Consider the following 26,125-nt stretch of genomic DNA (forward strand, 5'->3'; position numbering starts at 1 on the left):
CTTCGTAGGTGACCACAGACGTCCTCAGTTCTGTTTGAAGACGTTTGCCACCTCACCTCGGTTCGGCAGGCGGGTCACCACTGCCCAGCGCCCGCTGGAAATAGGCCACGGAGAGCCACCTCCCGTGCTTGAAGCCGACGTTCTCGTGCAGCCCCACCTGGCGGAAGCCCATCGCCTTGTGCAGCCGGTCGCTCGCCTCGTTCGGCACCGAGACCAGCGCCATGGCCTGCCGGTACCCCCGGTCCTCGAGCCGCTGCAGCAGCTCTTCGTACAGCGCCCGGCCGCCGCCCTTACCCCTGCGCTCCTGGTCCAGGTAGACGCTGACCTCGCACGACCAGCGATAGGCCGCCCGGACGCCGAGCCGGTTGCCGTACGCGTACCCGACCACCCGGCCCGAGTCGTCCTCCAGCACCAGCCACGCGTGCCCCTGCTGCGCCGAGGCCATACGGGTGGCCATCTCGTCCGGGGTAGGGGGCTCTTCCTCGAAGCTGATCGTGGTCTCACGGACGTAGGGCGCGTAGATCGCAGCGCAGGCGGCCGCATCCTCGGGGGTTGCCGGGCGAATCAGGTGCTCGTGCTTCATGCTCGTAGATTGTGTCCGACCACGGATGCAGACGATCGGAGCCGACCGTGAGCACCACCCAACGCCGCCGTGCGCTCCCCCTGGCCCTCTCGGTCGCCCTGGCCCTGGGTCTGGCCGGTTGCTCCGCCGAACCCACGGCCGGCATCGCCCCCACCGTGGCCCAGCCGGTTGCGGGGCAGACCAGCCTGCTCACCGTGGAGCAGGCCCTGGCCCTGCAGAACGGCAGCAGCGAGAGCGTGCGCGGCTACGTGGTGGGCCAGCCCACGGCCGCCGACTCGGTGCTGCCCAGCGGCTTCACCGGCGACACCGCCCTGGCCCTGGCCGACTCGGCGACCGAGACAGACCCCGGGGCCATGCTCTACGTCCAGCTCAGCAGCGCCTACCGCAGCGAGTTCGGGCTACAGAGCAACCCCGATCTGCTCGGCACCCAGCTCGACGTGACCGGCACCCTCACGGCGTATTTCGCGCACGGCGGCCTGAAGTCGCCCACCGCACTCAACCCCGCCGGCGCCGCCGGTACCGCTACCCCCACGAGCCCGCCACCCCCGTCCTCAAGTTCTACTCCTGGCGACCTGGGCGACTACTACGCCGCAGCAGAAGGCAAGACCGGCAACGACCTGCGCGAGGCCCTGCACCAGATCATCTCCACCGACGCCCGCGCGCTCTCCTACGACGCGGTCTGGGACGCACTCAAGGTCACCGACGAAGACCCGAAGAACTCCGGCAACGTGGTTCTGCTGTACAGCGGCACCAGCCGGTCGAAGAGCCTGAACGGCGGCGACCCGGACGACTGGAACCGCGAGCACGTCTGGGCCAAGTCCCACGGCGACTTCGGCACCGCCACCGGCCCGGGCACCGACCTGCACCACCTGCGCCCGGAAGATGTCACGGTCAACGCCGACCGCAGCAACAAGGACTTCGACGACGGCGGTGGCGAGTCCGGTGAGGCCCCGGGCAACTTCACCGACGCCGACTCCTGGGAACCGCGCGACGCGGTGAAGGGCGACGTGGCCCGGATGATCTTCTACATGGCGGTCCGCTACGACGGCGGCGACGGGTTCGCCGACCTCACCCTCGACGAGGCCACCACCGGCGGGAAGGCCCCGCGCTTCGGCAAACTCTCCACCCTGCTGCAGTGGCACGTCGAGGATCCGCCGGACAGCTTCGAGCGGCGTCGCAACGACCTGATCGACGAGCGGTTCCAGCACAACCGCAATCCGTTCATCGACCACCCGGAGTGGACCGCGGAAGTCTTTGCCTGAGAGCAGATCGCGGTTCCCGGCGGTGATCCCGGGCTAGCCTGCCGATGTGGCCCAGACATTTACGACATCCGGCGGCGTCGACATCAGCTACTCCGAGAGCGGTCCGGCCGATGGGCCGGTGCTGGTCCTGCTGCATGCCCTGGGCGGCAGCGAGGCCGACTGGCAGCCGATCCGGCCGGCCTTCGAGGAGGCCGGGTACCGGGTGGTGGGCGTGACCCTGCGCGGGCACTCGCCGAGTGCCTGGCCGGGTGACTACAGCTACCAGAGCATGTTCGCCGACGTGGTCGAGCTGCTCGATGCGCGGCACCTGCGCAGGGTCGCTCTGCTCGGGCACTCGCTCGGCGGCATGGTGGCCTTCCGGATCGCGGTCGACCGGCCCGACCTGGTCGCCCGGCTGATCATCGAGGACGTGGCGCCGGGAGACCCGACGCCGCCGCGCGAACTGCCCGAACGCCCGGCCGAAGAGCTGCCTCTCGACTGGAAGATGGTCGTGGCCATGCGCCCGCAGATCGACGCGGGGGCGCTGGAGCTGCGCGAACGGCTCAGCCAGGTGTCCGCGCCGACCCTGATCGTCGGCGGGGGCGAGACCAGCACGGTGCCGCAGGCCTGGCTGCGCGAGGCGGCCGCCCGGATCCCCGAGTCGGAGCTGGTCACGCTGGGCGGTGGGCACTACGTCCACGACCAGGAGCCGCAGAAGTTCACCGCGACGGTGCTGGACTGGCTGGGCCGCCACCCGGCCGAGCTTTTTTGACAGCCTCAAAACAACCCCGCATAGTGAGGGCATGACGACGGATCCGGCCGTGCTCCTGCGGGGCGCCGGCCTACGCAGCACCGCACCGCGCCGGGCCGTTCTGCAGGCCCTGCTCACCCGGCCGCACTCGACCGCGACCGACCTGTCCCAGGCGGTCGGCGGTCAGCTGTCCAGCCAGACCATCTACAACGCGCTCGACGACCTGACCGGCTCCGGCCTGGTCCGCCGGATCGAGCCGGCCGGTTCACCCACCCGCTACGAGACCCGGGTCGGCGACAACCACCACCACGTGGTCTGCCGCTCCTGCGGCGCGGTCGCCGACGTGGACTGCGCGGTCGGCGTGGCGCCCTGCCTGACTCCGGGCGCCGCCCCCGGCTTCGCCCGGATCGACGAGGCCGAGCTGACCTGGTGGGGCACCTGCACCGACTGCGCCCTCAAGCAGCGATGACTCCGGCGGCCCGGCCGACCTCGCGGAACGCCTCGGCCAGCTGAGGCAGCTGCACGTTGGCGTTGAGGCCGCTGGGGTTGGGCAGCACCCACACCTGCGCCTCATGCATCGGTTCGGGCTGCCGCCCGACCTTTGCCTTAGGTAGCGCAAAAGCCGTGCGGTAGGCCGTGATCCCGAGAAAAGCAACTACTTGAGGACGCTTGCGAGCCACGAGCGCTCTCAACTGGACAGCGCCTTCGAGGAGTTCGTCGGGTGTGAGTTCGTCGGCCCGCGCGGTGGCCCGGTGGGCCAGGTTGCTGATGCCCAGACCGCGGTCGTACAGATGCTGCAGGTCTTCGGGCGAGTAGCCGGAAGAGGCGTCGATCAGCCGGTCGGTGAGCCCGGAGCGGTACAGCGCTGGGTAGAACCGGTTGCCCCGCCGGGCGAAGTGCGCCTGCACCGCGGCCGTCCACAGGCCCGGGTTGATGCCGACGAAGAGCAGCTTCAGGTCGGGGGCGAGCAGATCGGGAACCCGGGCGTCGCGGAACGCCTGCAGTTGCTCCCGGGTGAACCTGGCTCGTCCCGGATCTGCCACCTAGGCAGTTTACGAGGCTCGCTCGGCTCAGGCGCTCTTGAGGTAGCCCGCGGCCCGGGCCTCGGCCACCTTCTGCTCGGCCGCCTCCAGCGCGCCTTCGCCGAGCTCCTGGGCGGACCCGACGAACTCGCCGTCGCCCGTCGGCTTCACGTCGTCGTCGACCACGTCGCCGACCACGCAGGTCACGTTGTCCGGGGCGCCGGCCTTGAGCGCCAGCGCGATCAGCTTGTCGATCGCCTTGCCCGCGTGCTTGTTCCCGGCCAGCGCCTTCTGGATCGCCTCGGCGGGCACGTAGTCGCTCAGGCCGTCGCTGCACAGCAGGTAGCGGTCGCCGGGCACCGCCTCGTGCACCGACACCTCGGCCGTGCCGCCGTCGTCGCCACCGCGCAGCACCCGCAGCAGCACGCTGCGCTGGGGGTGCTGGGGGATCAGCTTCGGGTCCAGCCAGCCCTTGTCGGCCAGCATCTGCACGTAGGTGTCGTCGTGGGTGAGCTGGTACATCTCCCGGCCACGCAGCAGGTAGGCCCGGGAGTCGCCGACGTTGGTCAGGGCGATCGTGTCGTGGTGGATCAGCATCGCGGTGAGCGTGGTACCCATCCCGGACAGGCTCGGGTTGTTCTCGATCGCCCGGGCCAGGCGCTGGTCGGCGAACTCGACCGCACCGACGATGTCCCGCTCCGGGCCGAACAGCGAGAGGTGGTCGTCGAGGTAGGCGACCGTGCGGGCGACGATGGCGCTGGCCACCTCGCCGAAGTCGTGCCCGCCCATGCCGTCGGCGACGAGGAACAACCGGCGTCCGATGAAACCGGAGTCCTCGTTGTTGGTACGGCGCAAACCGGGGTGCGTCTTGACGCACGCACGAATCCGCAGCGCCATTGCGCCTCCGCTCACTCTGCGATCTTGCCGACGAAGATTACTGTTCAACTCCTTTTTGGGCTAGAGCTCAGAAGCGGGTGAAAACTATCAAAGGGTGACAACCCGCGACACCGGAGAGCGCACTTCGTGCTCGGCATCCTGCACTTCGGCTACGCGGCACCCGGATTTGGCTACTCAGAGTCAGGTTAACGACAGCTGACGGGCATCCGCCCGGTGCCCGCCGGTCGATGTCCGCCCGCGAGTTACCATCGGGTCGTCGCCAGAAGCGACCGTCCTCCAGCACCGGGCGCAGACGCGCGAGTGGGTGACCCCGGCCCTTCTCCCGCGCGTCCACCGACGACATCCGGTCGCCGCCGCCGCCCCCGCCCAGGCCGCCGCGCGACCAGCAGACGCAGGAAAGAAGACTTTCACGATGAAACAGCTTCGGTCGGCCACCTCGACCACGGGTCGCAACATGGCCGGAGCCCGGGCGCTCTGGCGAGCGACCGGGATGACCGACGACGACTTCGGCAAGCCGATCGTGGCCATCGCCAACTCGTTCACCGAGTTCGTGCCCGGCCACGTGCACCTGCGCAACGTGGGCCAGATCGTGGCGGAGTCGATCGAGCAGGCCGGCGCGGTCTCCAAGGAGTTCAACACCATCGCGGTGGACGACGGCATCGCGATGGGGCACGGCGGCATGCTCTACTCGCTGCCCAGCCGCGAGCTGATCGCCGACGCGGTGGAGTACATGGTGAACGCGCACTGCGCCGACGCCCTGGTCTGCATCTCCAACTGCGACAAGATCACCCCGGGCATGCTGCTGGCCGCCCTGCGGCTCAACATCCCCACCGTGTTCGTCTCCGGCGGGCCGATGGAGGCGGGCAAGACCACCGCGATCGAGGGGATCGTCCACTCCAAGCTCGACCTGGTCGACGCCATGGTCGCGGCCGCCGACGCGCGGATCAGCGACGAGCAGCTCGACGTGATCGAGCGCTCGGCCTGCCCCACCTGCGGCTCCTGCTCGGGCATGTTCACCGCCAACTCGATGAACTGCCTGACCGAGGCGATGGGCCTGTCGCTGCCCGGCAACGGCTCCACCCTGGCCACCCACGAGGCCCGCCGCCAGCTGTTCAAGGACGCCGGCACCACGATCGTCGACCTGGCCCGGCGTCACTACGGCCAGGACGACGACTCCGTGCTGCCGCGCACCGTGGCCAGCCGCTCGGCCTTCGAGAACGCGGTCGCCCTGGACGTGGCCATGGGCGGCTCCACCAACACCGTGCTGCACCTGCTGGCCGCCGCCCGCGAGGCCGAGCTGGACTTCACCGTCTCCGACATCGACGCGATCTCGCGCAAGGTGCCCTGCCTGTCGAAGGTCGCCCCGAACTCGCCGAAGTTCCACATGGAAGACGTGCACCGGGCCGGCGGCATCCCCGCCATCCTCGGCGAGCTGAACCGCGGCGGGCTGCTCAACACCGACGTGAAGCCGGTGCACAGCGACGGTCTGCAGGCCTGGCTCGACGAGTGGGACATCCGCGGCGGCTCCCCCTCGCAGCGGGCGCTGGAGCTGTTCAAGGCCGCCCCCGGCGGGGTGCGTACGGTCGAGCCGTTCTCCACCCAGAACGAGTGGAGCTCGCTCGACACCGACGCGGCCGAGGGCTGCATCCGCGACGTCGAGCACGCCTACACCGTCGACGGCGGCCTGGCCATCCTCTTCGGCAACCTCGCCCCCGACGGCTGCGTGGTCAAGACCGCCGGTGTGCCCGAGGCGGTCTGGAAGTTCACCGGTCAGGCCATCGTGTTCGAGAGCCAGGAGGCCGCGGTCGACGGCATCCTGGGCAAGAAGGTCACCGAGGGCCACGTCGTGGTGATCCGCTACGAGGGCCCCAAGGGCGGCCCGGGCATGCAGGAGATGCTCTACCCCACGTCGTTCCTGAAGGGCCGCGGCCTGGGCCAGAAGTGCGCCCTGATCACCGACGGCCGCTTCTCCGGCGGCACCAGCGGCCTGTCCATCGGCCACGTCTCGCCCGAGGCGGCCGGCGGCGGCCTGATCGCCCTGGTCGAGGACGGCGACCCGATCTCCATCGACATCCCCAACCGCCAGATCTCGCTCGACGTCGACGAACTCGTGCTCGACCAGCGCCGCGCCACCCAGGAGAAGCGGGACAAGCCCTACACCCCGCTCGACCGCCAGCGCCCGGTCTCGGCCGCCCTGCGCGCCTACGCCTCGATGGCCACCGCGGCCTCGGACGGCGCCTACCGCCGCGTGCCGGAGTAAGTTCGGGTAGACCATTGGGCCCGTCGATCGTCGTCTGATTGGCGGGCCCTTCAGGTCTGCGACGACTCACTCATTCCAGAAGCGTGCCCCACCGGGCCGGGTGATGCGCGAGCAGCAGCGAGTCCCCCTCGTCGCTGCGCAGCAACACGAATCTGCCCACCAGCCGACCAGAACGGCCTGATTCCGGCGTAGCAGCGGCGGCTGCCCGGCTCACCTGCTCAGCGCTGTACCAGCGGTAGCCACAGTCCCCGCCGCAGCCGCAGGCGTCCCATCCCAGCGGAACGCCGTCACGGCCGATGTCACGGACCCGCTCAGGGCTGACGTTGTTCTCGAGCAGGCGGTAGCCGCGCCCTCCAGGGGCCCGCAGGTCGAAGGGAGCCGACACCGAAGGCGCACCAGCGACCTGCTGCGCGATCTGCTCGAACGGCACCGAACGGGGCTTCTTGGCCATGCCGCGATGGTCGCACTGTTGGGTCGATGATTCGACCCCAGATCACGCCGATCCCACTGTGCTCTGCCTCGCGATCAGCCGGTGCCCGGCCCGTAGGTCCACCCCGGGCACCGGCTCGGTGCTGTTGATCCGCATCACCAGGCGTTCCACTGCCAGCCGGGCGATCTCGGTCTTGTCGGGGGCGATGGTGCTCACCGAGGGCAGGGCGTAGCGGCCGTCCTCGATGTCGTCGTAGCCGATCACCGCCACGTCTTCCGGCACCCGGAAACCCCTGCTCACCAAGGTGTGGATGGCCCCGAGGGCGACCAGGTCGCTGTAGCAGAACACGGCGTCGGGCGGATCGGCCCGGTCGAGAAGGGTTTCCATGGCGGTGGCGCCGTCGACCCGGTTGAAGCGCGGGGTCCCGATGATGAGCGAATCGTCCACCGGCAGGCCGGCCGCTACGTGGGCGGCGCGAAAACCTTTGGTGCGACGCTGGGCTGCCTCGCCGGTGGGGTAGGGCTGGTCACCGATCGCGGCGATCCGGCGGCGGCCCAGGCCGATCAGGTGCTGCACGGCCTCGGTGGAGGCGGCGACGTCGTCGATGCCGACATGGTCGAAATTGGCCTCCGACGTGCGTTCTCCGAGCACCACCAGGGGCAGCGCCGGGTCGCGGCCGGAGAGGTCCTGCTGGGACAGGCCGAGCGGGCTGTAGATCATGCCGTCGAAGAACGAGCGGTGCGAGGGCCGCCCGATCAGCTCCCCCTCATGTTCCCGGTCACCGTCGGACTGGTCGATCAGCACGTTGTAGCCCTGACGCCGGGCCACCGGAATGATCGCCTGCAGCAGCTCGGCGAAGTACGGGGTGTCCAGATAGGGCACCACCACCACGATCTGCCCGGAGCGGCCGGTGGCCAGATGCCGGGCCAGCACGTTCGGCCGGTAGCCGAGCTGGGCGATCGCCAGCTCGACCTTCTCCCGGGTGCCCTGGGCGACCTTGGCGTAGCCGTTCACCACGTTGGAGACCGTGCGCGGCGACACGCCGGCCAGGTCGGCTACGTCACGCAGCGTTGCGTCTCTCATGGGTACCCCTCAGTCCAGCGCGAGCCAGACCACCCAGCGGGGCTCGCACCGCCCATCGTATTTCGGTCGGATCCCCTCTTGTCACCCCGGAGAATCACTGGGCATACTCCTTTGCAGCGCTGCAATCGGATTCAGACCCGCATATAGCTCCCATGGCTACTGCCAACGACCGGCAGAGCCGTACTGCCCCCCGTGCGTCACCATGCGTAGTCCCGAATGCAGCCCGACATGTCATGACCAAAGGAGGCATCGACATGCGCTTGCGCAAATCCACGGTCCTGGTCACCGGGCTGGTCGCCACGATCGCCCTGGCCGCCTGCGGTGGCGGCGGAGACGACGGCGGCAGCGGTGGAGGTGGCGGCGGGACGGCCGCCGAGCCCACCAACTGCACCAACAAGATCCTGCAGCCGGACGCCAAGAAGGTCCTGGTCTGGGCCTGGTACCCGAACATGGCCAAGGTCGTCGACAACTTCAACAAGGCCAACACCGACATCCAGGTCTGCTGGACCAACGCCGGTCAGGGCCAGCCGCAGTACGCGAAGTTCCAGACCGCGATCTCGGCCAAGAAGGGCGCCCCCGACGTCATCATGCTCGAGACCGAGCAGCTGGTCGGGTTCGAGATCCAGGACGCGCTGGTCGATCTCGCCCCGTTCGGCGCCGACAAGGTGAAGGGCAACTTCAGCGAGGGGGCCTGGAAGGACGTCTCGCAGGGTGACGCGGTCTACGCCATCCCGGTCGACGGCGGCCCGATGGCGATGATCTACCGCAAGGACATCTTCGAGAAGTACGGCATCGACAAGATCCCCACCACCTGGGACGAGTACGCCGAGGCGGCGCAGAAGATGAAGGACGCCGGCGGCCCGGCGTTCGGCGACTTCGGCAGCAACGTGCCCTCGGCGGTGACCGCGCTGATGATCCAGAAGGGCGCCCAGCCCTTCCAGTACGACCTCGCCGACAAGCAGAACATCACGATCAAGCTGGACGACCAGGCGACCAAGGACGTCCTCAACTACTGGGGCGACCTGGTGGCCAAGGGGCTGGTCGGCAAGGAGGACCAGTTCAACACCGACTACATCACCGGGATGGTGGGCGGGAAGTACGCCACCTACGTCTCGGCCGCCTGGGCGCCGGGCTACCTGACCGGTCAGGGTGTGGGCAAGGGCAAGGACAGCGGTGAGTTCGCGGTCGCCCCGCTGCCGCAGTGGGACCCGGCCAACCCGGTGTCGGTGAACTGGGGCGGTTCCACCTTCGCGGTGACCAGCCAGTCGAGCGACAAGGAGGCCGCCGCCAAGGTGGCCATGGAGCTGTACGCCGACGAGGCCTCGCTGGAGGACGGCTGGAAGACCCAGACCATCTTCCCGCTGAACCAGAACGTGCTGAAGTCGGACGAGTTCGTCAACGCCGAGGTCGAGTTCTTCGACGGCCAGACGGCCAACAAGGACATCTACGTCCCGGCCGAGAACGCCTACCAGGGCGCGGTGTACAGCCCGTTCACGGTCTACTACTACGCCCAGCTGCAGGCCCAGATCGCCAAGATCAACGCCGGGCAGGTCACCGGTGACCAGGCCGCGACCGACCTGCACAACCAGATCGTGCAGTACGCCAAGGGCCAAGGCTTCACTGTGAAATGACCGATCTCGAGACCACCGAACGGGCGGTGGAACCCCCGAAGGCCAGGCCCGCCAAGGCGTTACGGAAGAACAAGCGTGAACAGATCGGCTGGTTCTTCGTCCTGCCGTTCCTGATCGTCTTCCTCGCCTTCCTGGTCGCTCCCCTGCTCTACGCCGGCTACCTCAGCCTCTACACCAAGGGCCTGGCCACCGGCACCACGTTCGCCGGGTTCGACAACTACACCCGCGCGTTCGGCGACCCCTCGTTCCGCAAGGGGCTCTGGTTCGTCCTCAGGTTCTCGCTGGTGGTGATCCCGCTCCAGATCGTCGTGGCCCTGGCGGCCGCGCTGCTGCTGGACGAGATCACCGGCCGGCTGGCCAGTTTCAGCCGGTTGATGATCTTCCTGCCGTACGCCATCCCGGCCGTGATCGGCGCCCTGATGTGGGGCTTCCTCTACAGCCCCAGTTTCGGGCCGATCGAGCAGGTGGCCTCGTTGTTCAACGTGCAGGCACCGTTCCTGCTCAGTCAGGGCAACGTGTTCTACGGCCTGCTCAACGTGGTCACCTGGCAGTGGTCCGGCTACTACATGATCATCATCTACGCCGCCCTGAAGGGCATCGACCACACGCTGTTCGAGGCGGCCCGGATCGACGGCGCCAACGGAAGGCAGATCGCCCTGCGGATCAAGGTGCCCCTGGTCGCCTCGGCCCTGGTCGTGATCCTGATCTTCTCGCTGATCGGCACCCTGCAGTTCTTCGCCGAGCCGCAGATCCTGCGCAACATCGCCAACGGCTCGATCACCCCGGACTTCACGCCGAACATCTACGCCTACGAGACCGCCTTCAGCTACGCCCAGTTCAACTACGCCTCGGCCATCTCGTTCGCGCTCGGCTTCGTGGTCTTCCTGGCGGTGGGCATCTTCATGTTCGCCACCCGCAAGCGAGGAGGCCTGTTCACGTGAGACCTCGTCACATCGGTGTGAAGCTGGCCCTGCTGGCCCTGGTCTGCTACTTCCTGCTGCCGGTCTGGTGGCTGGTGGTGGCCAGCACCAAGAGCGGGGAGGGCCTGTTCTCCGGATCCGGGCCGCTCTGGTTCGAGGGGTTCCACCTGTTCGACAACCTCGAGGCCCTGTTCACCTTCAACAACGGCGAGTACCTGCGCTGGCTGGGCAACTCGGTGCTGTACGCCGGGCTCGGCGGGATCGGCTGCACCGTCGTCTCGGTGCTCGCCGGCTACGGCTTCTCCATGTACCGCTTCACCGGTCGCACAGCGCTCTTCGCGGCCGTCCTGGGGTCGGTCATGGTGCCGCTGACCGCCCTGGTCATCCCCACGTTCGTGATGTTCTCGAACGCCGGCCTGACCGACACGATCTGGGCGGTGATCCTGCCCTCCCTGCTCAGCCCGTTCGCGGTCTACCTGATGCGGGTCTACGCGGGCGGCTCGATCCCCACCGAACTGATCGACGCGGCCCGCATCGACGGGGCGGGTGAGCTGCGCATCTTCTGGCAGGTCGCGCTCCCGCTGATGCGGCCGGGGGTGATCACCGTGCTGCTGCTGTCGGTGGTCTCCACCTGGAACAACTACTTCCTCCCGCTGATCATGCTCTCCAGTTCCAAGCTGTACCCGCTTCCGGTGGGCATCGGCCTGTGGTCGCAACTGGCCACTTCCAACAACAACAGCGGGCAGTCGCTCTGGACCCTGGTCATTGTCGGCTCGCTGGTCTCGGTGGTTCCGCTGGTCATCGCCTTCCTGACCCTGCAGCGGTACTGGCAGGGCGGCCTGACCGTCGGCAGCCTCAAGTAGCTCGAAGGAGAGACCCTTGCTCAACGCGTCATTCCGGCTCGATCCCGCATTCACCGTCGCCCCGGTGTCGCGCCGCATCTTCGGCTCGTTCGTCGAGCACATGGGGCGCTGCGTGTACACCGGCATCTACGAGCCGGACCACCCCACCGCCGACGCCGACGGCTTCCGTCAGGACGTCCTGGCCCTGACCCGGGAGATGGGCGTCTCCCTGGTGCGTTACCCCGGCGGCAACTTCGTCTCGGGCTATCGCTGGGAAGACGGCATCGGCCCGCGGGAGCAGCGCCCGGTGCGTCGCGACCTGGCCTGGCACAGCCTGGAGACCAATGAGTTCGGCCTGGACGAGTTCATGCGGTGGGCGGGCAAGGCCGGGGTCGAGGTGATGTACGCGCTGAACCTCGGCACCCGCGGGGTGCAGGAAGCGCTGGACGTGCACGAGTACCTGAACCAGCCCGACCGCACGCACCTCGCGGAACTGCGCCGCAGCAACGGGGTGGACAAGCCCTACGGGGTGAAGCTGTTCTGCCTGGGTAACGAGCTCGACGGCCCCTGGCAGACCGGGCACAAGACGGCTCGGGAGTACGGGCGACTGGCGGTCGAGACCGCGCGGGCGCTGCGTACCGCCGAACCAGACCTGCAGCTGGTGGCCGTCGGCAGCTCCAGCTCTTCCATGCCCACCTTCGCCACCTGGGAGTCGGAGGTCCTCGAGGAGACCTACGACGCGGTGGACTACATCTCCGCCCACGCGTACTACGAACCCCTGAACGGGGACGTCGCGAGCTTCCTGGCCTCGGGCGTGGACATGGACCACTTCATCGACAGCGTGGTCGCCACCGCCGACAGCGTGGGCGCCCGGCTGAAGAGCAAGAAGAAGATCATGGTGTCCTTCGACGAGTGGAACGTCTGGCGTCAGTCCGACTTCCAGTCCGGGGTCACCGCGGTCGACTCGAGCGAGTGGCCGATCGCCCCCCGGGTGATCGAGGACCAGTACGACGTCACCGATGCGGTGGTGGTGGGCAGTCTGCTGATCTCGCTGCTGCGGCACAGCGACCGCGTCACCGCCGCGTGCCAGGCACAGCTGGTGAACGTGATCGCGCCGATCCGCAGCGAGGCCGGCGGTCCGGCCTGGCGGCAGACCATCTTCCACCCGTTCGCGATCACCTCCCGGCTGGCCCGGGGCCAGGTGCTGCGGGTCGAGCCGCAGGGCCCGGTGCAGGAGACCGAGCGCTTCGGTGAGGTGCCGGTGGTGGACGCGGTGGCGACCCACGACCCGGAGACCGGGGAGGTCAGCGTGTTCCTGGTGAACCGGCACCTGAGCGAGCCGGTCACCCTGGCCGTGCCGCTGGCCGGCTTCGAACTGGGGACGTTCGCGGTCACCGAGGCGTGGACCCTCACCGACTCCGACCTCTCGGCCACGAACACGGCCGAGGAGCCGGACCGGGTGGTTCCGGTGGCCAATTCCGGGGTCACGGTGGCGGACGGGGTGCTCCGGCTGGAGCTGCCGCCGGTGTCCTGGAGCGCAATCCGGCTCACCGCGCAATAGTTCGAAAGAGCAACAGACAGGCGCGACTTCCGATTTGCGGTGTGAGCTGGGTCGCCTCGGGCCCGAAATCCGGAACTTTTGTGTGTCCGGACACCGTTGGTGTTCTGGCTGGGTGGCACGCTACGCCTTTTCCGGCCAGACCTGACCCCCTGGGGCCAGCCGGATCACCCGGACCACCCCGCAACTCGGAAGGCCTGTGCCGTATGGATGTCTCCACCACGACCTGGTTGATCACCACCGTGGTCCTGGTCGCCGTGCTCGCGCTCGACGTCTTCGTCATCGGGCGCAACGTGCACGAACCCTCGATGAAGGAGGCCGGCGCCTTCGTCGCCACCTTCGTGGCCCTGGCCATCGTGTTCGGCCTGGGCGTGTGGGCCACGTCGGGCTCGCGTTACGCCGGTGAGTTCTTCGCCGGCTGGCTGACCGAGTACAGCCTGTCGATCGACAACCTGTTCATCTTCCTGATCATCATGTCGAAGCTGGCGGTGCCCCGGCACCTGCAGCAGTACGCCCTGACGATCGGCATCATCCTGGCGCTGATCTTCCGGGCGATCTTCATCGCCCTCGGCGCCGCCGCGATCGAGCAGTTCGCCTGGGTCTTCTTCATCTTCGGCGCGTTCCTCATCTACACCGCGATCAACCTGGTGAGGGAGTACCGCAAGCACGACGACGATGACGAGATGGTCGACAACGCGCTGATGCGCCTGGTCAAGCGCCGTTTCCCGTCGACCGACGAGTACCACGGCCGCTCGCTGACCATCACCCAGGCCGGCAAGCGCCTGATCACGCCGATGTTCTTCGTGATCGTCGCGCTGGGCAGCACCGACCTGCTGTTCGCGCTCGACTCGATCCCGGCCATCTACGGCCTCACCGAGGAGCCGTACCTGGTCTTCACCGCGAACGTCTTCGCGCTGATGGGGCTGCGCCAGCTGTACTTCCTGATCGGCGGCCTGCTGCAGCGACTGATCTACCTGTCGCTGGGCCTGTCGTTCATCCTGGCCTTCATCGGTGTGAAACTCGTGCTGCACGCCATGCACGAGTACCACTGGGCCGACTGGGCCCCGTTCGGCGGCGAGATCCCGATCTGGCTGTCTCTCACCGTCATCATCGGCACCCTGGTCGTCACCACGGTGGCCAGCCTGGTGGTGTCGAGCCGGATGAAGCCCGACGAGGCCGAAGAGACCTCGGTGGACAACGCCGACCGGCGGGCTGTCTGACGCTGACCAGCTTGCCCCAGGCAACCTGAACCCAGCCTGAAGCGAAGTCCGGCAACAAAACCAAGGTGCCCACGAACGTCCTTCAATTGAGGACGTTCGTGGGCACCTGGTCTTTTGCGCCGGCTGACCGCGTGGTCGCGGATCAGCTCATCGGCATCACGCGGGCGATCTTGATCTGCGAGCTCGTGCTGCCCGCAGCGGGGTAGGCGACGCTGCCGTCCTTGTACTCCTTGAAGGCGGCGTAGTCGTGGTCCTTCACGCCCAGCGTCAGGGTCGAGCCGATCGTGGCACCGGTGGAACGGTTGAGGATCTTGACCTTGGTCTTGGCGCCGGAGCCCCAGCTCAGCACCATCCGGTTCTTGCCGTACTTGACCAGGTGCGGGTGCTGGCTGGACACGCCGGGGGCCACCGTCTTGTTGGCCGAGCCGGTGGTGAAGCGGGACAGCTTGACCGCGTTGCCCTGGCTCCAGGCCGTCCAGTAGCCGCTCTTGGCCAGCACCAGGTCGCCGCCGAACAGCGTGCCGTCACACTTGCCGGCCGCGACGGTGCGGTAGGGGTTCGGCTGGGCGATCCGGCACTCGTTGTCGGTCGCGCAGGTCATCACGAACTTCTTCTTGGCCGGGTCGTAGGCGATCCGCGACGTCCAGGCGTGGCTGCAACCGAAGTCGAAGCTCTTGCCCTTGACGATGTTGCCCTTGCTGTTGACCACCTGCATCCGGTCGCCCTGGTGGATGTCCACGCAGTTGCCGTTCTTCACGGTGATCGCGGTGCCGAAGTAGGCCGCGTAGTTCTTGCCGTCGTAGGCGAGCCGACCGTGGTGCTGGTACCACCAGACGAAGCGGGCGCCGTCGTCGTAGCCCTTACGCGAGCTGGTCAGGTTGGTGACCTGCTGGTCCCAGACCAGCTTGCCGCTGTTGTCGAACCGGATCATGTGCATGGTGTTGCAGGGGCTCGAGGTGCCGCCGCACAGCGGGCCGGTGCCGCACTGGCCCTTCTTGGTGATCAGCAGAACGCCGCCCTTGGCGTCGGCGGCGACATCCTGCAGGTCGATGCCGGTGAAGGCGGTGGGCTTGCCGACCAGCTTGTCGTTGCAGCCGAGCTTGCCCAGGTAGACCTTCTCGTCGGTGCCCATCCAGGCCAGCCACGACTGGCCGTTGGGGGCCGCGGCGACGGCCATCGGCAGGACCTCGGTGTCGCCCTCGGAGCCGTAGCCCCGGACCTTCTTGGGCAGCTTGACGTTGGTGACCTTGGTCTTCGCGGTCTTGGAGGCGGTGCGCGAGCACTTGGCCGCGGCCGTGGAGACGGTGGTCGAGCTCTCGGTGCTCTCGACGACCTTCGCCTCCTTGACCTTCTCGGAGGTGGCGGTGGCCGGCTTCTCGCTCTTGGCGGTCGCACTGCCGGCGCCGTCGGCGCTGGCGGCGCTGGTGGCACTGCCTGCACCGTCGGCTGCGGCGGCGTTGCTGGAGGTGGCTGCGGTGGTGTCGGCCGGCTGACCCGAGGCCGACTGCAGCGCGACGCTGGTGCCGGCCACCGCCAGCACCACGGCACTGAGGCTCACGGTCCAGAGCCGCCAGGACGTGGCCTTCCGGCCGCCGCCCGTCGTGGAGGGAGTACGCATGGCGGCATGATCTTGGAGACAGCATTAAGCGCGGCTAGGCCCTCGCCTAAATCGGGCATCAGGCCCAATCCCGGTGAGGGTCTTTCCGTAATCAACTGGTGACGCTGGGGTTTGACTGATGACGCGGTGCGGCCGGGTCAGAAAATCTCCCAGCTCGGGTCAGAGGATCTCGTAGACCGGGTCGCCCTCGTAGACGGTCCAGCGCAGCGGCGGGTCCAGGTCGAGGTTGCCCTCCCGCAGGAACTTACGCTGCTGCGTATCCACCCGCCCGGTCTCGGAGTGCGCCTCCTCGGTCAGCATCGCGGCCTTGCGCGCATCGAGAAACGCATCGAGATAGACGGTTTCATCGCCACCCTGAGACGGCGGCGTGGCATTACGAAGAGCCGTCGCCCGGATACCGCCGAAGCTCACCGGATCCTCGCCCGGACCGTGCATGACCATCGCGTCGTAGTAGGCGAACTGCCCCAGCGCCCGCAGCCCGTCGGCCTTGGCCTGTTCGACCGCCGGATCGAAGTACGCCCGGTCTCGCTCGGCGTCCTGCGCCTGCTGGAACGCAGCCTTCTCCGCCTCGGCCTCCCAGGCCCTCACGTAGGCCTGCCCCAGCCCCGCGGTCGAATCCGTCCCGTCCACCGCCCGCAACGCCGGCAGGAACTTCTCCAGCCCATTGCCCGGATGCTCGTCGGTGTACCGCTCGACCAGTTCCAGCATGTCGTGCGTGCCCGAGGTGAACCCGATGATGCCGCCGGTGAACCCCCGGCCGTCACCGATGTCCTCGATGTACCCGTACTGCGCCCGCCAGTCGAGCGAGGAGTTCTCCGCGCTCGAGACCAGCTGCATCGCAATGTCCTTCTTCTCCGGCGAGTCCAGGTCGGCCGCCTGGGCCGACTCCGTGACCTGGGCTGATTCCTTGGCCTGGGCCGACTTCGGGGCCTGGCCTGGTTTCGTGACCTGGGCGGACTCCGTGGCCTGGGCAGGCGAAACCACACTGGTGGCAACACCCGCAGCGAGCGCGGCAGCAACCACACCGCCCACCAGGACTCCGGCCTTTGCTCTCAGGGTGAGCATGCTTGGTCCTTTCCTGCCGTTCCTTCAGGGGTGACGACGGTACTCGCGCTGCTTTAAGACGGCCTGGCGCTACGACCTAAGCCCGGCCTATCGGCCTGCATACCGGTCAGAAGTTGTACGCCCAAATGACTCGCCCGTCTTCAACAAACACGTTGATACGGTCCGCATACGCGTCAAGATGATGGTCGTTGCATTCACCATCCTCTCCAAGAATGCGGAATCTACGCCCCATCGCCCCGCCCCCAGGGGCAGCCTTCCTCGCCTCCCGCACCGTCAGGCCGACCAGCTCCGGTCGGGCCACTACTCTCCCGCCCTGCGTGACCTTCGTTGCCAGCTCGGTAAAGCACGGCCATGACGTGCCAGCAGCCGAAGCCGGCGATTCCTCCGCCGCCGGTCCGGCAGTGCACTGCGAAAGCCCTTCCATCTGCCACTTGTCGCCCACGGCAACCAGCGCACCTCTGGCAACCACCCGCGAGTCGCTGAGATACTCGACGACCACTTTCGAATCTGACGCCGCAACCGTCTCAGGCCGCAGTTCCGATCCCCACTCGCGACTGACCGCGCGAGTCAGGAAGCCGATGGCCTCATCAGCCGAAGCCTCCCCACCCCCTGCGACGTAGTCGCCGATGCTTCCGACCGAGTACCCGGAGAGGCAGTCGGTGACGCCGAGCATCGGCTCCGACAACAAAGCAGAGCTGGAGGAAACGGGCCGTGTTGTAACCACTTCACCGGCGGCCCGATCGGACGCACAGCATCCACTACCCGCCATCAGCGCGATCAGGACCAGCGAGATCCCGCAGGAAGCTCGCACACCGGACACCATGACGACGTCCATCGGAAGGCACACGCCCAACCTTGAGGAACGCCACTAATTTTCCGGAACTCGGTCAGCGACGCAGGGCATCAGGCAATCTGACGAAGATCGTCGCCGTAGTCGAAGATGATGCGCATTCGTGCCCCGAGCGCATGTGCGTACCGGCTGAGGGTCGCCACCTCGTTGACATCCAGATCACCGTTCTCGATCTGACTGACCCGGCCCGGCGTGACGCCCATGAGCTCCGCCACCTGAGCCTGGGTCAGACCGAGGCGTCGACGCTCCTCAGCAAGATGGAAGGCGCTCGCCCAAGCCTCGGTACGAGCCCGCTCCTTCGCCAGGGCATCACTGTCACCATCGTCGAGCTCGGCTCGAATGTCATCCCAGTCGTGAAACTCAGTCATTGATCAGCCCTTCGCTTTCCCTCAAGCGTCAGCCAGCTCTCGTAGGCCTGCTCAGCGACCGGGATCGCTGCTTGGTACCACCGCGACCAGTCACCCGCCTTGTTCCCCACCGCGAGCAGGATCGCCTGCGACCAAGGGTCGAAGACGAACAGCACCCGAACCGACACGTCGCGCCCAGTCTCGGATGTCAAGTACGCCAGGCTCCTAGCCCCTGGTCTCGTACCTAGACAGAAGCAAACCTCCGGAAAACGTCCGAGTCTCGACCAACTTCAGGTTCACCCAACTGTCCAGAGCCGTGAAGAACGGCTTGCCGCCCCCAACCAGGACCGGCGCCGTGACCAGGATGTATTCGTCGATGAGCCCAGCCCGCATCGCCGACGCGGCGAGCGTGGCGCCGGCAATGTCCATGTCGCCGCCGTCCTCGGCCTTGAGCCGGGCTATCTCAGCAACCGCATCACCGGCGAACAGGCGCGCGTTCCAGGCGACCTCGCTGATCGTCGAAGAGAACACCACCTTCGGCATGGCCCGCCAGCGCTGGGCGTACTCGACGTGGGCCGGGGTGACGCCGGGCTGCTCATCGGCGGTAGGCCAGTGAGAACTCATCCCTTCCCACAGCCTGCGCCCGTACAGCGCCAGACCGGTCGCCCCCACCCGGTCCGACCACCACTGGAACAGCTCGTCGCTCGGGACGCTCCAGCCGAGGTCGTCACCGGGTGCGGCGACGTAGCCGTCCAACGACACGTTCATCGCAAAACTCAGTTTCCCCATGGCGTCAGCCTCCCGTGAGCCGGTCTCAGACGTACAGACCATCCCGGCGCCGAAGAATCATCGTCGTTCATAGGCCCGAGGTTCCTGACTACACATAAGCGGAGCTACGTTCAGTAACCTCAACTACCCAGAGTAGGCGTACCCTTCATAGGTCGCAGGGATGCCTTCAGAGGGGACGGGCGGACGATGATCCGTATCGGCGTTGCGATTGCTGGTCTTTCAGCCATTCTCGGGTCCGCCACCGGCGTCGCGCAGGCTGCTGCGGCAGACCAGGACGCGCCTCCGGCACTGACGCTGAGCGCGAGCTCCGTCTCGGCCAGTCGCACGATCAGAGTGGACGCGGCCCAGCTGCGAGCCAACACAACCTATGAGCTCATCAGTCATCAGACCCGCACCGACCCCTCTTCGACGGACGTGTCGGACTCGGAAAAGGTGACAGTGCTGGCCCGGGTAAAGACTGACAGGACAGGCGAATTCTCGACCCGGCTCGTCGTGCCGCTGACCTGGAAGCACGATCACCTGATCGAGCTGCAGAAAGCCAAAGGAGCCGACCTGGTCGAGCAAGCCCACGGCTGGATCACCGTCACCCCGCCCCGTCCGTCCCTCGCATTGAGCACTGACAGGGTCTACGCCGGCTCTCGAGCCGGGGTCGTCGTCAGCGGGCTACGGGCCCACGCCAGGTACAGGCTGTTCAGCAACAAGACTCGCGCTAATGCGGAGGACCCTGGAATTGGCGGATCGTCCGACGATGGCGTGCTGCGTTCCATTCGCACCGATGCCAACGGCCGCGCGTACGTCACCTTTACGGTGCCTGACCACTGGGCCCACGATCATCTGATCGAGGTCAAGTGGAAGAAGGGCCAGACTGCCAACGCCTGGCTCACCGTCCTACGCTGACACCTCAGACCACGCTCACGCCGCAGCACCCGACTGTTGCTCCTCAGCCATGGTCACTCATTCAGTCACTCACCCCGCCCGACCAGGTCGCCGAACCGCACCCAAACACAAACGGCCCCGAGCTGCGTTTCCGCTGCTCAGGGGCCGTTCATGTCGCTGTCTCAACGAGTGCGCCCGAAGGGATTCGAACCCCTAACCTTTTGATCCAAATCTGTGGTTTCCGGTGACACCTAGTGGTGCCGATTGCCCGTCATTGGCTAGGTCAGGAGGGTTTTTCATCTGCGAACGTCTGTTGTCGTCTGGCGGCTCGTGACGTTCAATTAGGTGAGTAAAGACTGAGCGCTCCCGCCGGCGCTCTCTTCGTAGCATCTACCGACTGTTACGACGGGATCAGCGTGCTCAGAGTTAGGCTGCGGTACCGAAAAGAGCTGGGAGTCCCGCGCGAGTAACTTCGGGGCAACCCTTCGAGCCGTTCCGATGCTCCCCCACGTGAGGCGCTTGGTCTCGGGGCACGTTCACAAGAAACCGGCCAATCTCATATCCGACCGACTGATGATGCACGCCCTGGCAACCGAAGAAAGTTCTTCCCGCACATCCACCATGCGACGCAATCGTTTAGCCGCTTCCTTGACTTGGTGGCGCGCTATTATCTTGGTTTTGTCCTGAGTATACTCGTCCAGCTCACGCAGATACTCATTAATGGTATTATTACATTCGAACCATATTGCCTTTCGCTTCTGGACCAAAGGTTCATAATCAAGCTTATATCGTTCTACCGAATAGGTAACCCTCAAGCGTTCCCAGTCGTCCCTCACAAAGGGACCCGGTATGGCCTCTCCAGCCATATTGAAGAAAAGCAAGGATGGATCTTCGGGATCCGATGGATCGAGTAATAAATATTCTTCTTGACGCTGATCCCCGCCCAGTTTTACCCGATTTGTTCCGGGCCTGACTGGGAAAAAGGTTCCCTTTTTTCGATTTCCCACATTTCCACATATACGGAAGTTGGTCCAATCGAAAGCAAGCCACCAGTAACCTTCCACGATTGTGCCGTCTCTGTCTTTCGCCGAAGTTTTTGGACGGAAGTGTTCAACATCCCAATGACTGAAACAGTCTTTGGCTTCGGAGAACCAACACTTACCGTGGGAGGCGGCAAGCAACCATGTCTTTAGCGATCCCCAGACGCTACTGTTGGCGTCGATGATCTTCGCACGTTCTTCTGCTGACGTTGCCGCCTTAAGATCTTCCAATAGATCCGCAGATTTTTTCATCCATGCGGCATCATTGGGGGGAGTGACGAGTTCCACGTATCTCATGCGCGGTTGTCCGATGCCTCATCTTCGGAAAGTAGCTCATCCAGGATTTCATCCGACAGTCGAGCCTGCTCAATTAAAGCAGCCTGCGTCAGTCTCGTATTGGGCGCTGGCTGTCTGCGTGCCAAAGCCGCCGCAAATGCACTGAAGTACGGGTTGGGAAATGTGTGGATAATCGCCATGCGGTGTAGTTCTGCTGAAACCTCACGAAGTCGATCTCGTTGCTGGGCGGTCGATTCCTTTTCCCCCAATAGGCGATACTGTTCGTCCAAAAGTTCCAAGACTTCAGGCGCTAGCGTCGAACGCAAGCCATACAACTCTGACTTGAGAAGACCTTCGATCCCCAGGCCAATGGGATCATAATCTGGTTCGAAGGCAACACTTTTTGTTTTGACTACCGAGGGTCTGTCTAGATCGACTGACGTTTCGACTAAATCTCGGGGTTCTCTTTCGGCGTCTTCAGCGAATATTTCTAACTGCTCTTCGGTGCCCTCGGACGGTGACGGAAGGTCCTGCACTTGCTCTCTAGAGAAGCGCCGAACTTGCTCGCGAACTAAGCCGCCCACCATAAGTGGATTATGGGTTGCAACCAGCAGATGACCCTTGTCGGCCTTTATGCTGTCTTGTAGCAAACTAAGGTATTCATACGTCCACACGGGGTTCAAATGTGTGTCCGGCTCGTCCAGCAAGTAGAGGGACTCGTCATTTCGGGTGAATAGCATCAAGCCCAGCACAGTGAGTAGCTGTTGCTCACCCTCACTCATTTGCGAAAATTTGACGCGGCTTCCGTCTCGACGCTTGACGGTTACGCGAACTTCGTCCATAAGGTCGCACAAGAAGAGACTTTCCAGATACCCAAAAACCGTCTTCGGAGCATCCGCTTCATCCTTAAGTAGAGCCAGTGCAGCCAAGTCTTTAACGTACAAGAATTGTCGTTCTGTAGGCTCGGGGTTTCGGCGCACGTCTCGAGCAATATTTTCGGTGGCTCGGATGGGAGCTAATGCCGCCCCCCAGAGGCGATCCAGGAAAGAGCGGAAAGCCCCTCGCGCGTACCAATACCGAGGATCCCCGTCGGCGAGTTGAGCTCGGGACGGCTTGGAGCGTGCTCCCCACCATGGTTTCTTAAGAACAAAAAGAGCAGAATCAAAAGATTCGATTTCCAAATATTTACGTAGGACAGTTTCAGCTATCTCCCTAGGCGCAAGGAAGAAGGCCAGGAGGACGAGCTGGCTGTACTCCTGGCGGCAGAAGAACATGCGCCGGAGTGGAAGCTCTCCACGCGAGCTCCCCATGATTGCCGTGTAGTGGCGTCGCGTAGGTTCATCGAAATGGCGTTCGAGTCTACTGCTCCAACCGGAGTAATACGCAAAGACGTAGCTCGGCAGGTACTCGTCTAGGTTAGCTTGAAGCTTTTTCCAAGTTAAAGGTTTTCCGTCAACTCTCGCTTTGATTTTCCCCGACGCTCTGCTGGGCTCGCAGTCAATGACCACATCATGGCCCCTGCACGTGTACCGGACGACGTACTGAAAACTCGAGGGGTTTCGTGCCTCTAGATCGCGAAAAATTTCTACCAAAGCTTCAAGCAGGTGAGACTTACCCGTTCCGTTTCCTCCAATCAAAACAGTCGTGGATTCATGGGAGTCGAACAACACCTGGAAATCTTTGAGGTTTCGGTACTCTCTTAGTTCGACCGATACGAGCTTCATGCGAGTTCCAAAATGCGACTTTCATCGCGTTCGTCAGCAGGCCGTTCTACGATGAGTCCAACTTCAACCTCACGGCGGAGCTGTTCGTAGAATTCGTCAATATGCATGCTCGAGGCCTCCCACAGAGCTTCAGGAGAGGCACTGCCAAGCGTCGTCAACAGTAGGGTTAGAAAATTGGCCGGCAGCGGTTCGTGGGCCGGCCCTGAAACGCCTTGTATTTTTGTCACCTTCTGGTTTTCCCTCCGACGCGTCAGCCGCTCTTCTACCAGCGTACTTCGAGACTCAGCAATGAACCGGCCCAACCTCGTAAGTAGCTCCGTAACCGATGAATCTTCCTTCGATGATGCGGTCAGCTTCCCATCGAACGCATGAACAAGCATTGACTCACGCGCTTTTCCTACATCTTCCGCGATACGGGCGCGTTCAGCCTTGAGGCTGTCGATATCCTCGAATAGATCGTCGAGCTGCTCCGAAATCCTCACTTGCTCCTCCAGTGGTGGGAGGGGGAACTTGAATGCAGACAGCTTCGCACTGTTGATGTTGGACTGACTTAATCCGTCGACCTTGACTTCTCGGCAGTAAGCACGACCCATAGGACTATTGAGGAGGTGAGCTACATATTCAGGATGAACGTTTTCATCAAGAGTAACTTTAATCAGGTATCCGGCTGGAATAGCGGGTTGTTCGCTGCGGAATACGGCCGTTTTTCCCACTAATTCCGGGCTATTAGTTCGATTGAAGAGAAGGTCACCATCTCGGAGCGCATAGTTCTCGATATCGGGTTCATAGGAAGTAAATTGCAGATTAGTCCAGTCAATTCGCCCGTCGACTATGTTACCCATACGTAAGACAGGAACTAAACCCTCTGCTTGCGATTTCCGGGATGTCCCGTACGCCGTACGAACAGACACGTCCGAAATTCGCGCCTCGCGTCCTTCGCTGTTCAAAAAAGCTTGCTGAAGAGTACGGGTTGTAGCAGCTTCCTTCGTTCTTTGGAGGACAGCAGGGATGGCGTTGAGTGCATCCTCCACTTCATCCAGACGCCGCATATAGGGCTCTACAATTTCGACAATTTGACGCTGCTGTTCGACCGGGGCCAGCCTGAACGGTGCGTTCGCAAGACGTGCACTACTCAACCGCGGCATGTTCATGCCATGGCTCGCCTGTTCGGCATACTGACGGAAAGTCGGATGCTTTAACCAATACAATACGAAGATGGGTTCCAGACCCGGACCACACCGCAGGACCAGTAGCTCTGTGGAGCAGAAGCCTGGTGCATCGGCAACCACGACCTTATTTAGGTACGGTCGAAGCCGTCCATAAAGAACATTTCCCTGGTCAAATTTTGACTTCTCGGACCGCACTTGACGATTGGCGCGAGTCTCACGCTTGAGAATCCTTGAGGTGTCCCGCTGGATATCCTCGAGCTCTAGGATCCATGCCTCGTCAGTTATGTCGTCCGGACTTGTATTTACGCGGTAGTGAGGGTCAAGCACTTCCCCGAACAAGCAATCGATCCAAGAGTGTGGAGGTCGCGTGGTCAACTTGTGCGCTCCACATTTTCGGCTAGCTGCCCTAGCGAATCTGTCAGATTGTTTAGGTCCTTGATGATCTGACGGAGAGCGGTCACAGGGTCTTGGAACGGCTCCGCGTCGCCCTGACCGTCAACTTCCGGAAAGGCAATGTTGAGGTTGTCGTCGTTCGCGTGAATTTCTTGTCGATCAACTCGACGGAACGATGCGGTCTCTCCGACTTCCCTGCGCAGATTCAGTGCCTTCTCAGACACCCAAGGATCAGATCCAAATAGGATCTCGAAGTCTTGCAATTGGTCGCGGTGTAGATTGCGTTGCTTTACTCGACCGTTGAGTGCACCTCGTAGGTCGTAATACCAAGTCTCAGAGGTGCCCTTACTTGCCCCTTTTGACTTAGTAAAGAAGAGGACATTGGTTTTGACCGATGCGGCGTAAAATATGCCTGGCGGCAATCTCAAGATCGTGTGAAGGCTGCACTGATTCATAAGGTCTTGGCGGACCAGTTTGCCTATGCCGTCCTCAAAAAGCACGTTGTCAGGTACGACCACGGCCGCGCGCCCCCCATCGCGCAAACCCAGATAAATATGTTGCAAGAAGCACAGCTGCTTGTTGCTTGTAGGGTAAGGCAGGTCTTGTCGAGCTGGAAGCCCTGCTCCTCGCTTCGTGCCAAAGGGCGGGTTACTAAGGATAAGGGAGGCCGCTGGCAATGACTGTCCTTCAGACAACGTATCCCCGTAGCGGACTCCTGGGATTCCTTCCGGCGTCGTAAAGCCGTGCAAGAACATGTTCATGAGAGCTAGCCGATAGGTATCGTGAACGTGTTCCATGCCGGTGAAAGAGCGTTCGAATATTTTGCTCAGCTGCGCTGTCGAGAGAGACCTCCCATGCTTCGCCACTATGTAACGGGCTGCTGAGATCAAGAATCCAGCCGTGCCAAGAGCAGGATCTTGAATCACGTCTTTAGGACTTGGTTGGGTAACTCGCACCATTGAGTCGATAATGGTCCGCGGCGTAAAGTACTGACCGGCACCCGAGCGCTTTTCGGTCGCGTTTCGCTCGAGCAAACCCTCATACAAGTCACCCAAGCCTTCTTGTTTGACGCGGAACCATTCAAAGCGTTCGATTCCTTCCAACAGCGCCATAAGCGTGGCTGGCCGTCGAACAGACGACGAAACATCATCAAAAATTGCGGCAATGTATGGATACTTCGATTCGCTCAGGAGTTGAAGAGCCTGCCTGTATCTTTCAAGAACCTGGGCCGTGTCTGATGCAAGCAAGTGAGACCAGCGTGCCCCGGAGGGAAGACGATCATCCATGCCGCTCTCGGAAGCCATTTTCAAGAAAATCAGGTACGAGAGCTCGGTTAGGTACTGGTGGTACGTGACGCCGTCGTCCTTAAGTGCGTTACATAGGTTCCAGAGCCTCGCGACCTGGTCATTCGATGCTGTACTCAATGCTTTCTCCAGTGGCCGGTCGAAGGCTCCGCAGGGCCTTAGCACACGCTCAGCCTAGCTCCGCAACTCCCGCTCGGTCGCCAAGTGTTCACCATTTGCACCCTTTGCACCTTTTA

General features: G+C 64.1%; 25 protein-coding genes. 10 read left to right on the top strand and 15 right to left on the bottom strand.

Features of this window, described 5'->3' with window-relative positions; translation table 11 throughout:
- Positions 1 to 52: 52 nt before the first annotated feature.
- Positions 53 to 583: a GNAT family N-acetyltransferase gene (locus tag LWF15_RS02420; protein WP_232808659.1), complete on the bottom strand. Its 531-nt coding sequence runs from the start codon at positions 581 to 583 to the stop codon at positions 53 to 55.
- A 47-nt stretch (positions 584 to 630) separates the two neighbouring features.
- On the opposite strand from LWF15_RS02420, the gene LWF15_RS02425 reads away from it, so the two are divergent.
- Genes LWF15_RS02425 through LWF15_RS02435 form a run of 3 tightly spaced genes read left to right on the top strand, consistent with a single transcriptional unit; the run spans position 631 to position 3,044 of the window.
- Positions 631 to 1,845, top strand: a complete 1,215-nt coding sequence (locus LWF15_RS02425) for an endonuclease (RefSeq protein WP_232808660.1) — start codon at positions 631 to 633, stop codon at positions 1,843 to 1,845.
- A 46-nt stretch (positions 1,846 to 1,891) separates the two neighbouring features.
- Positions 1,892 to 2,596 carry an alpha/beta fold hydrolase gene (locus tag LWF15_RS02430; RefSeq protein WP_232808661.1) on the top strand — a complete coding sequence of 235 codons (705 nt, stop codon included), beginning with the start codon at positions 1,892 to 1,894 and terminating at the stop codon, positions 2,594 to 2,596.
- A gap of 31 nt (positions 2,597 to 2,627) precedes the next feature.
- Complete coding sequence (locus LWF15_RS02435; RefSeq protein WP_232808662.1) at positions 2,628 to 3,044, top strand: Fur family transcriptional regulator; 417 nt, start codon at positions 2,628 to 2,630, stop codon at positions 3,042 to 3,044.
- Here LWF15_RS02435 and LWF15_RS02440 read toward each other — a convergent pair.
- Together LWF15_RS02440 and LWF15_RS02445 are read right to left on the bottom strand one after the other, a co-directional pair.
- Complete coding sequence (locus LWF15_RS02440) at positions 3,031 to 3,618, bottom strand: mismatch-specific DNA-glycosylase (RefSeq protein WP_232808663.1); 588 nt, start codon at positions 3,616 to 3,618, stop codon at positions 3,031 to 3,033. The two genes, LWF15_RS02435 and LWF15_RS02440, sit on opposite strands and share 14 nt — an antisense overlap.
- Before the next feature lie 27 nt (positions 3,619 to 3,645).
- A complete protein-coding gene (locus tag LWF15_RS02445) occupies positions 3,646 to 4,494 on the bottom strand; it encodes a PP2C family protein-serine/threonine phosphatase (protein WP_232808664.1) in 849 nt (282 codons plus the stop codon).
- A gap of 412 nt (positions 4,495 to 4,906) precedes the next feature.
- On the opposite strand from LWF15_RS02445, the gene ilvD reads away from it, so the two are divergent.
- Positions 4,907 to 6,754 (top strand): dihydroxy-acid dehydratase, encoded by a 1,848-nt coding sequence (gene ilvD, locus LWF15_RS02450; RefSeq protein ID WP_232808665.1) that lies wholly within the window; start codon positions 4,907 to 4,909, stop codon positions 6,752 to 6,754.
- A 70-nt stretch (positions 6,755 to 6,824) separates the two neighbouring features.
- Here ilvD and LWF15_RS02455 read toward each other — a convergent pair whose 3' ends face one another.
- On the bottom strand, positions 6,825 to 7,205 hold the full coding sequence (locus LWF15_RS02455) for a hypothetical protein (protein WP_232808666.1): 381 nt from the start codon (positions 7,203 to 7,205) through the stop codon (positions 6,825 to 6,827).
- Positions 7,206 to 7,247: 42 nt separating this feature from the next.
- Positions 7,248 to 8,267 carry a LacI family DNA-binding transcriptional regulator gene (locus LWF15_RS02460; RefSeq protein ID WP_232808667.1) on the bottom strand — a complete coding sequence of 340 codons (1,020 nt, stop codon included), beginning with the start codon at positions 8,265 to 8,267 and terminating at the stop codon, positions 7,248 to 7,250.
- Positions 8,268 to 8,521: 254 nt separating this feature from the next.
- Here LWF15_RS02460 and LWF15_RS02465 point away from each other — a divergent pair, with 254 nt between their 5' ends.
- From LWF15_RS02465 to LWF15_RS02485, 5 genes are all read left to right on the top strand, one after another.
- Positions 8,522 to 9,898: an extracellular solute-binding protein gene (locus LWF15_RS02465; protein WP_232808668.1), complete on the top strand. Its 1,377-nt coding sequence runs from the start codon at positions 8,522 to 8,524 to the stop codon at positions 9,896 to 9,898.
- Positions 9,895 to 10,839 (top strand): carbohydrate ABC transporter permease, encoded by a 945-nt coding sequence (locus LWF15_RS02470; protein ID WP_232808669.1) that lies wholly within the window; start codon positions 9,895 to 9,897, stop codon positions 10,837 to 10,839. Before LWF15_RS02465 ends, LWF15_RS02470 begins: the two co-directional genes overlap by 4 nt.
- Complete coding sequence (locus tag LWF15_RS02475) at positions 10,836 to 11,681, top strand: carbohydrate ABC transporter permease (RefSeq protein WP_232808670.1); 846 nt, start codon at positions 10,836 to 10,838, stop codon at positions 11,679 to 11,681. Before LWF15_RS02470 ends, LWF15_RS02475 begins: the two co-directional genes overlap by 4 nt.
- A gap of 16 nt (positions 11,682 to 11,697) precedes the next feature.
- Complete coding sequence (gene arfA / locus LWF15_RS02480) at positions 11,698 to 13,221, top strand: arabinosylfuranosidase ArfA (RefSeq protein WP_232808671.1); 1,524 nt, start codon at positions 11,698 to 11,700, stop codon at positions 13,219 to 13,221.
- A gap of 203 nt (positions 13,222 to 13,424) precedes the next feature.
- Positions 13,425 to 14,438, top strand: coding sequence for a TerC family protein (locus LWF15_RS02485; RefSeq protein WP_232808672.1), 1,014 nt, complete (start codon positions 13,425 to 13,427; stop codon positions 14,436 to 14,438).
- Between the two features lie 142 nt (positions 14,439 to 14,580).
- Here the strand turns inward: LWF15_RS02485 and LWF15_RS02490 are convergent, their stop codons facing one another.
- From LWF15_RS02490 to LWF15_RS02515, 6 genes are all read right to left on the bottom strand, one after another.
- On the bottom strand, positions 14,581 to 16,056 hold the full coding sequence (locus tag LWF15_RS02490) for a hypothetical protein (RefSeq protein WP_232808673.1): 1,476 nt from the start codon (positions 16,054 to 16,056) through the stop codon (positions 14,581 to 14,583).
- 159 nt (positions 16,057 to 16,215) lie between these two features.
- The gene (locus LWF15_RS02495) at positions 16,216 to 17,121 is read right to left on the bottom strand and encodes a chitosanase (RefSeq protein WP_269809424.1); all 906 of its coding nucleotides are present in this window, start codon (positions 17,119 to 17,121) and stop codon (positions 16,216 to 16,218) included.
- 106 nt (positions 17,122 to 17,227) lie between these two features.
- Positions 17,228 to 17,956, bottom strand: coding sequence for a hypothetical protein (locus tag LWF15_RS02500; protein ID WP_232808674.1), 729 nt, complete (start codon positions 17,954 to 17,956; stop codon positions 17,228 to 17,230).
- A 68-nt stretch (positions 17,957 to 18,024) separates the two neighbouring features.
- Positions 18,025 to 18,339, bottom strand: coding sequence for a transcriptional regulator (locus LWF15_RS02505; protein ID WP_232808675.1), 315 nt, complete (start codon positions 18,337 to 18,339; stop codon positions 18,025 to 18,027).
- Positions 18,336 to 18,530: a type II toxin-antitoxin system RelE/ParE family toxin gene (locus LWF15_RS02510; protein ID WP_232808676.1), complete on the bottom strand. Its 195-nt coding sequence runs from the start codon at positions 18,528 to 18,530 to the stop codon at positions 18,336 to 18,338. The genes LWF15_RS02505 and LWF15_RS02510 overlap by 4 nt, the downstream gene beginning before the upstream one ends.
- Before the next feature lie 13 nt (positions 18,531 to 18,543).
- Positions 18,544 to 19,107, bottom strand: a complete 564-nt coding sequence (locus LWF15_RS02515; protein ID WP_232808677.1) for a dihydrofolate reductase family protein — start codon at positions 19,105 to 19,107, stop codon at positions 18,544 to 18,546.
- 186 nt (positions 19,108 to 19,293) lie between these two features.
- Here LWF15_RS02515 and LWF15_RS02520 point away from each other — a divergent pair, with 186 nt between their 5' ends.
- Positions 19,294 to 20,004 (top strand): hypothetical protein, encoded by a 711-nt coding sequence (locus tag LWF15_RS02520; protein WP_232808678.1) that lies wholly within the window; start codon positions 19,294 to 19,296, stop codon positions 20,002 to 20,004.
- Positions 20,005 to 20,519: 515 nt separating this feature from the next.
- Here LWF15_RS02520 and LWF15_RS02525 read toward each other — a convergent pair.
- From LWF15_RS02525 to LWF15_RS02540, 4 genes are all read right to left on the bottom strand, one after another.
- Positions 20,520 to 21,311, bottom strand: coding sequence for an HNH endonuclease family protein (locus LWF15_RS02525; RefSeq protein ID WP_232808679.1), 792 nt, complete (start codon positions 21,309 to 21,311; stop codon positions 20,520 to 20,522).
- Positions 21,312 to 21,316: 5 nt separating this feature from the next.
- Entirely contained in the window at positions 21,317 to 23,023 is a 1,707-nt protein-coding gene (locus LWF15_RS02530) for an AAA family ATPase (RefSeq protein WP_232808680.1), read from the bottom strand.
- A complete protein-coding gene (locus tag LWF15_RS02535) occupies positions 23,020 to 24,387 on the bottom strand; it encodes a restriction endonuclease subunit S (protein ID WP_232808681.1) in 1,368 nt (455 codons plus the stop codon). The genes LWF15_RS02530 and LWF15_RS02535 overlap by 4 nt, the downstream gene beginning before the upstream one ends.
- A gap of 176 nt (positions 24,388 to 24,563) precedes the next feature.
- Positions 24,564 to 26,054, bottom strand: coding sequence for a class I SAM-dependent DNA methyltransferase (locus LWF15_RS02540; RefSeq protein ID WP_408622405.1), 1,491 nt, complete (start codon positions 26,052 to 26,054; stop codon positions 24,564 to 24,566).
- Positions 26,055 to 26,125: the final 71 nt, after the last annotated feature.

Source organism: Kineosporia rhizophila (assembly GCF_021277265.1).
In the GTDB taxonomy this organism is placed as follows: Bacteria; Actinomycetota; Actinomycetes; order Actinomycetales; family Kineosporiaceae; genus Kineosporia; species Kineosporia rhizophila.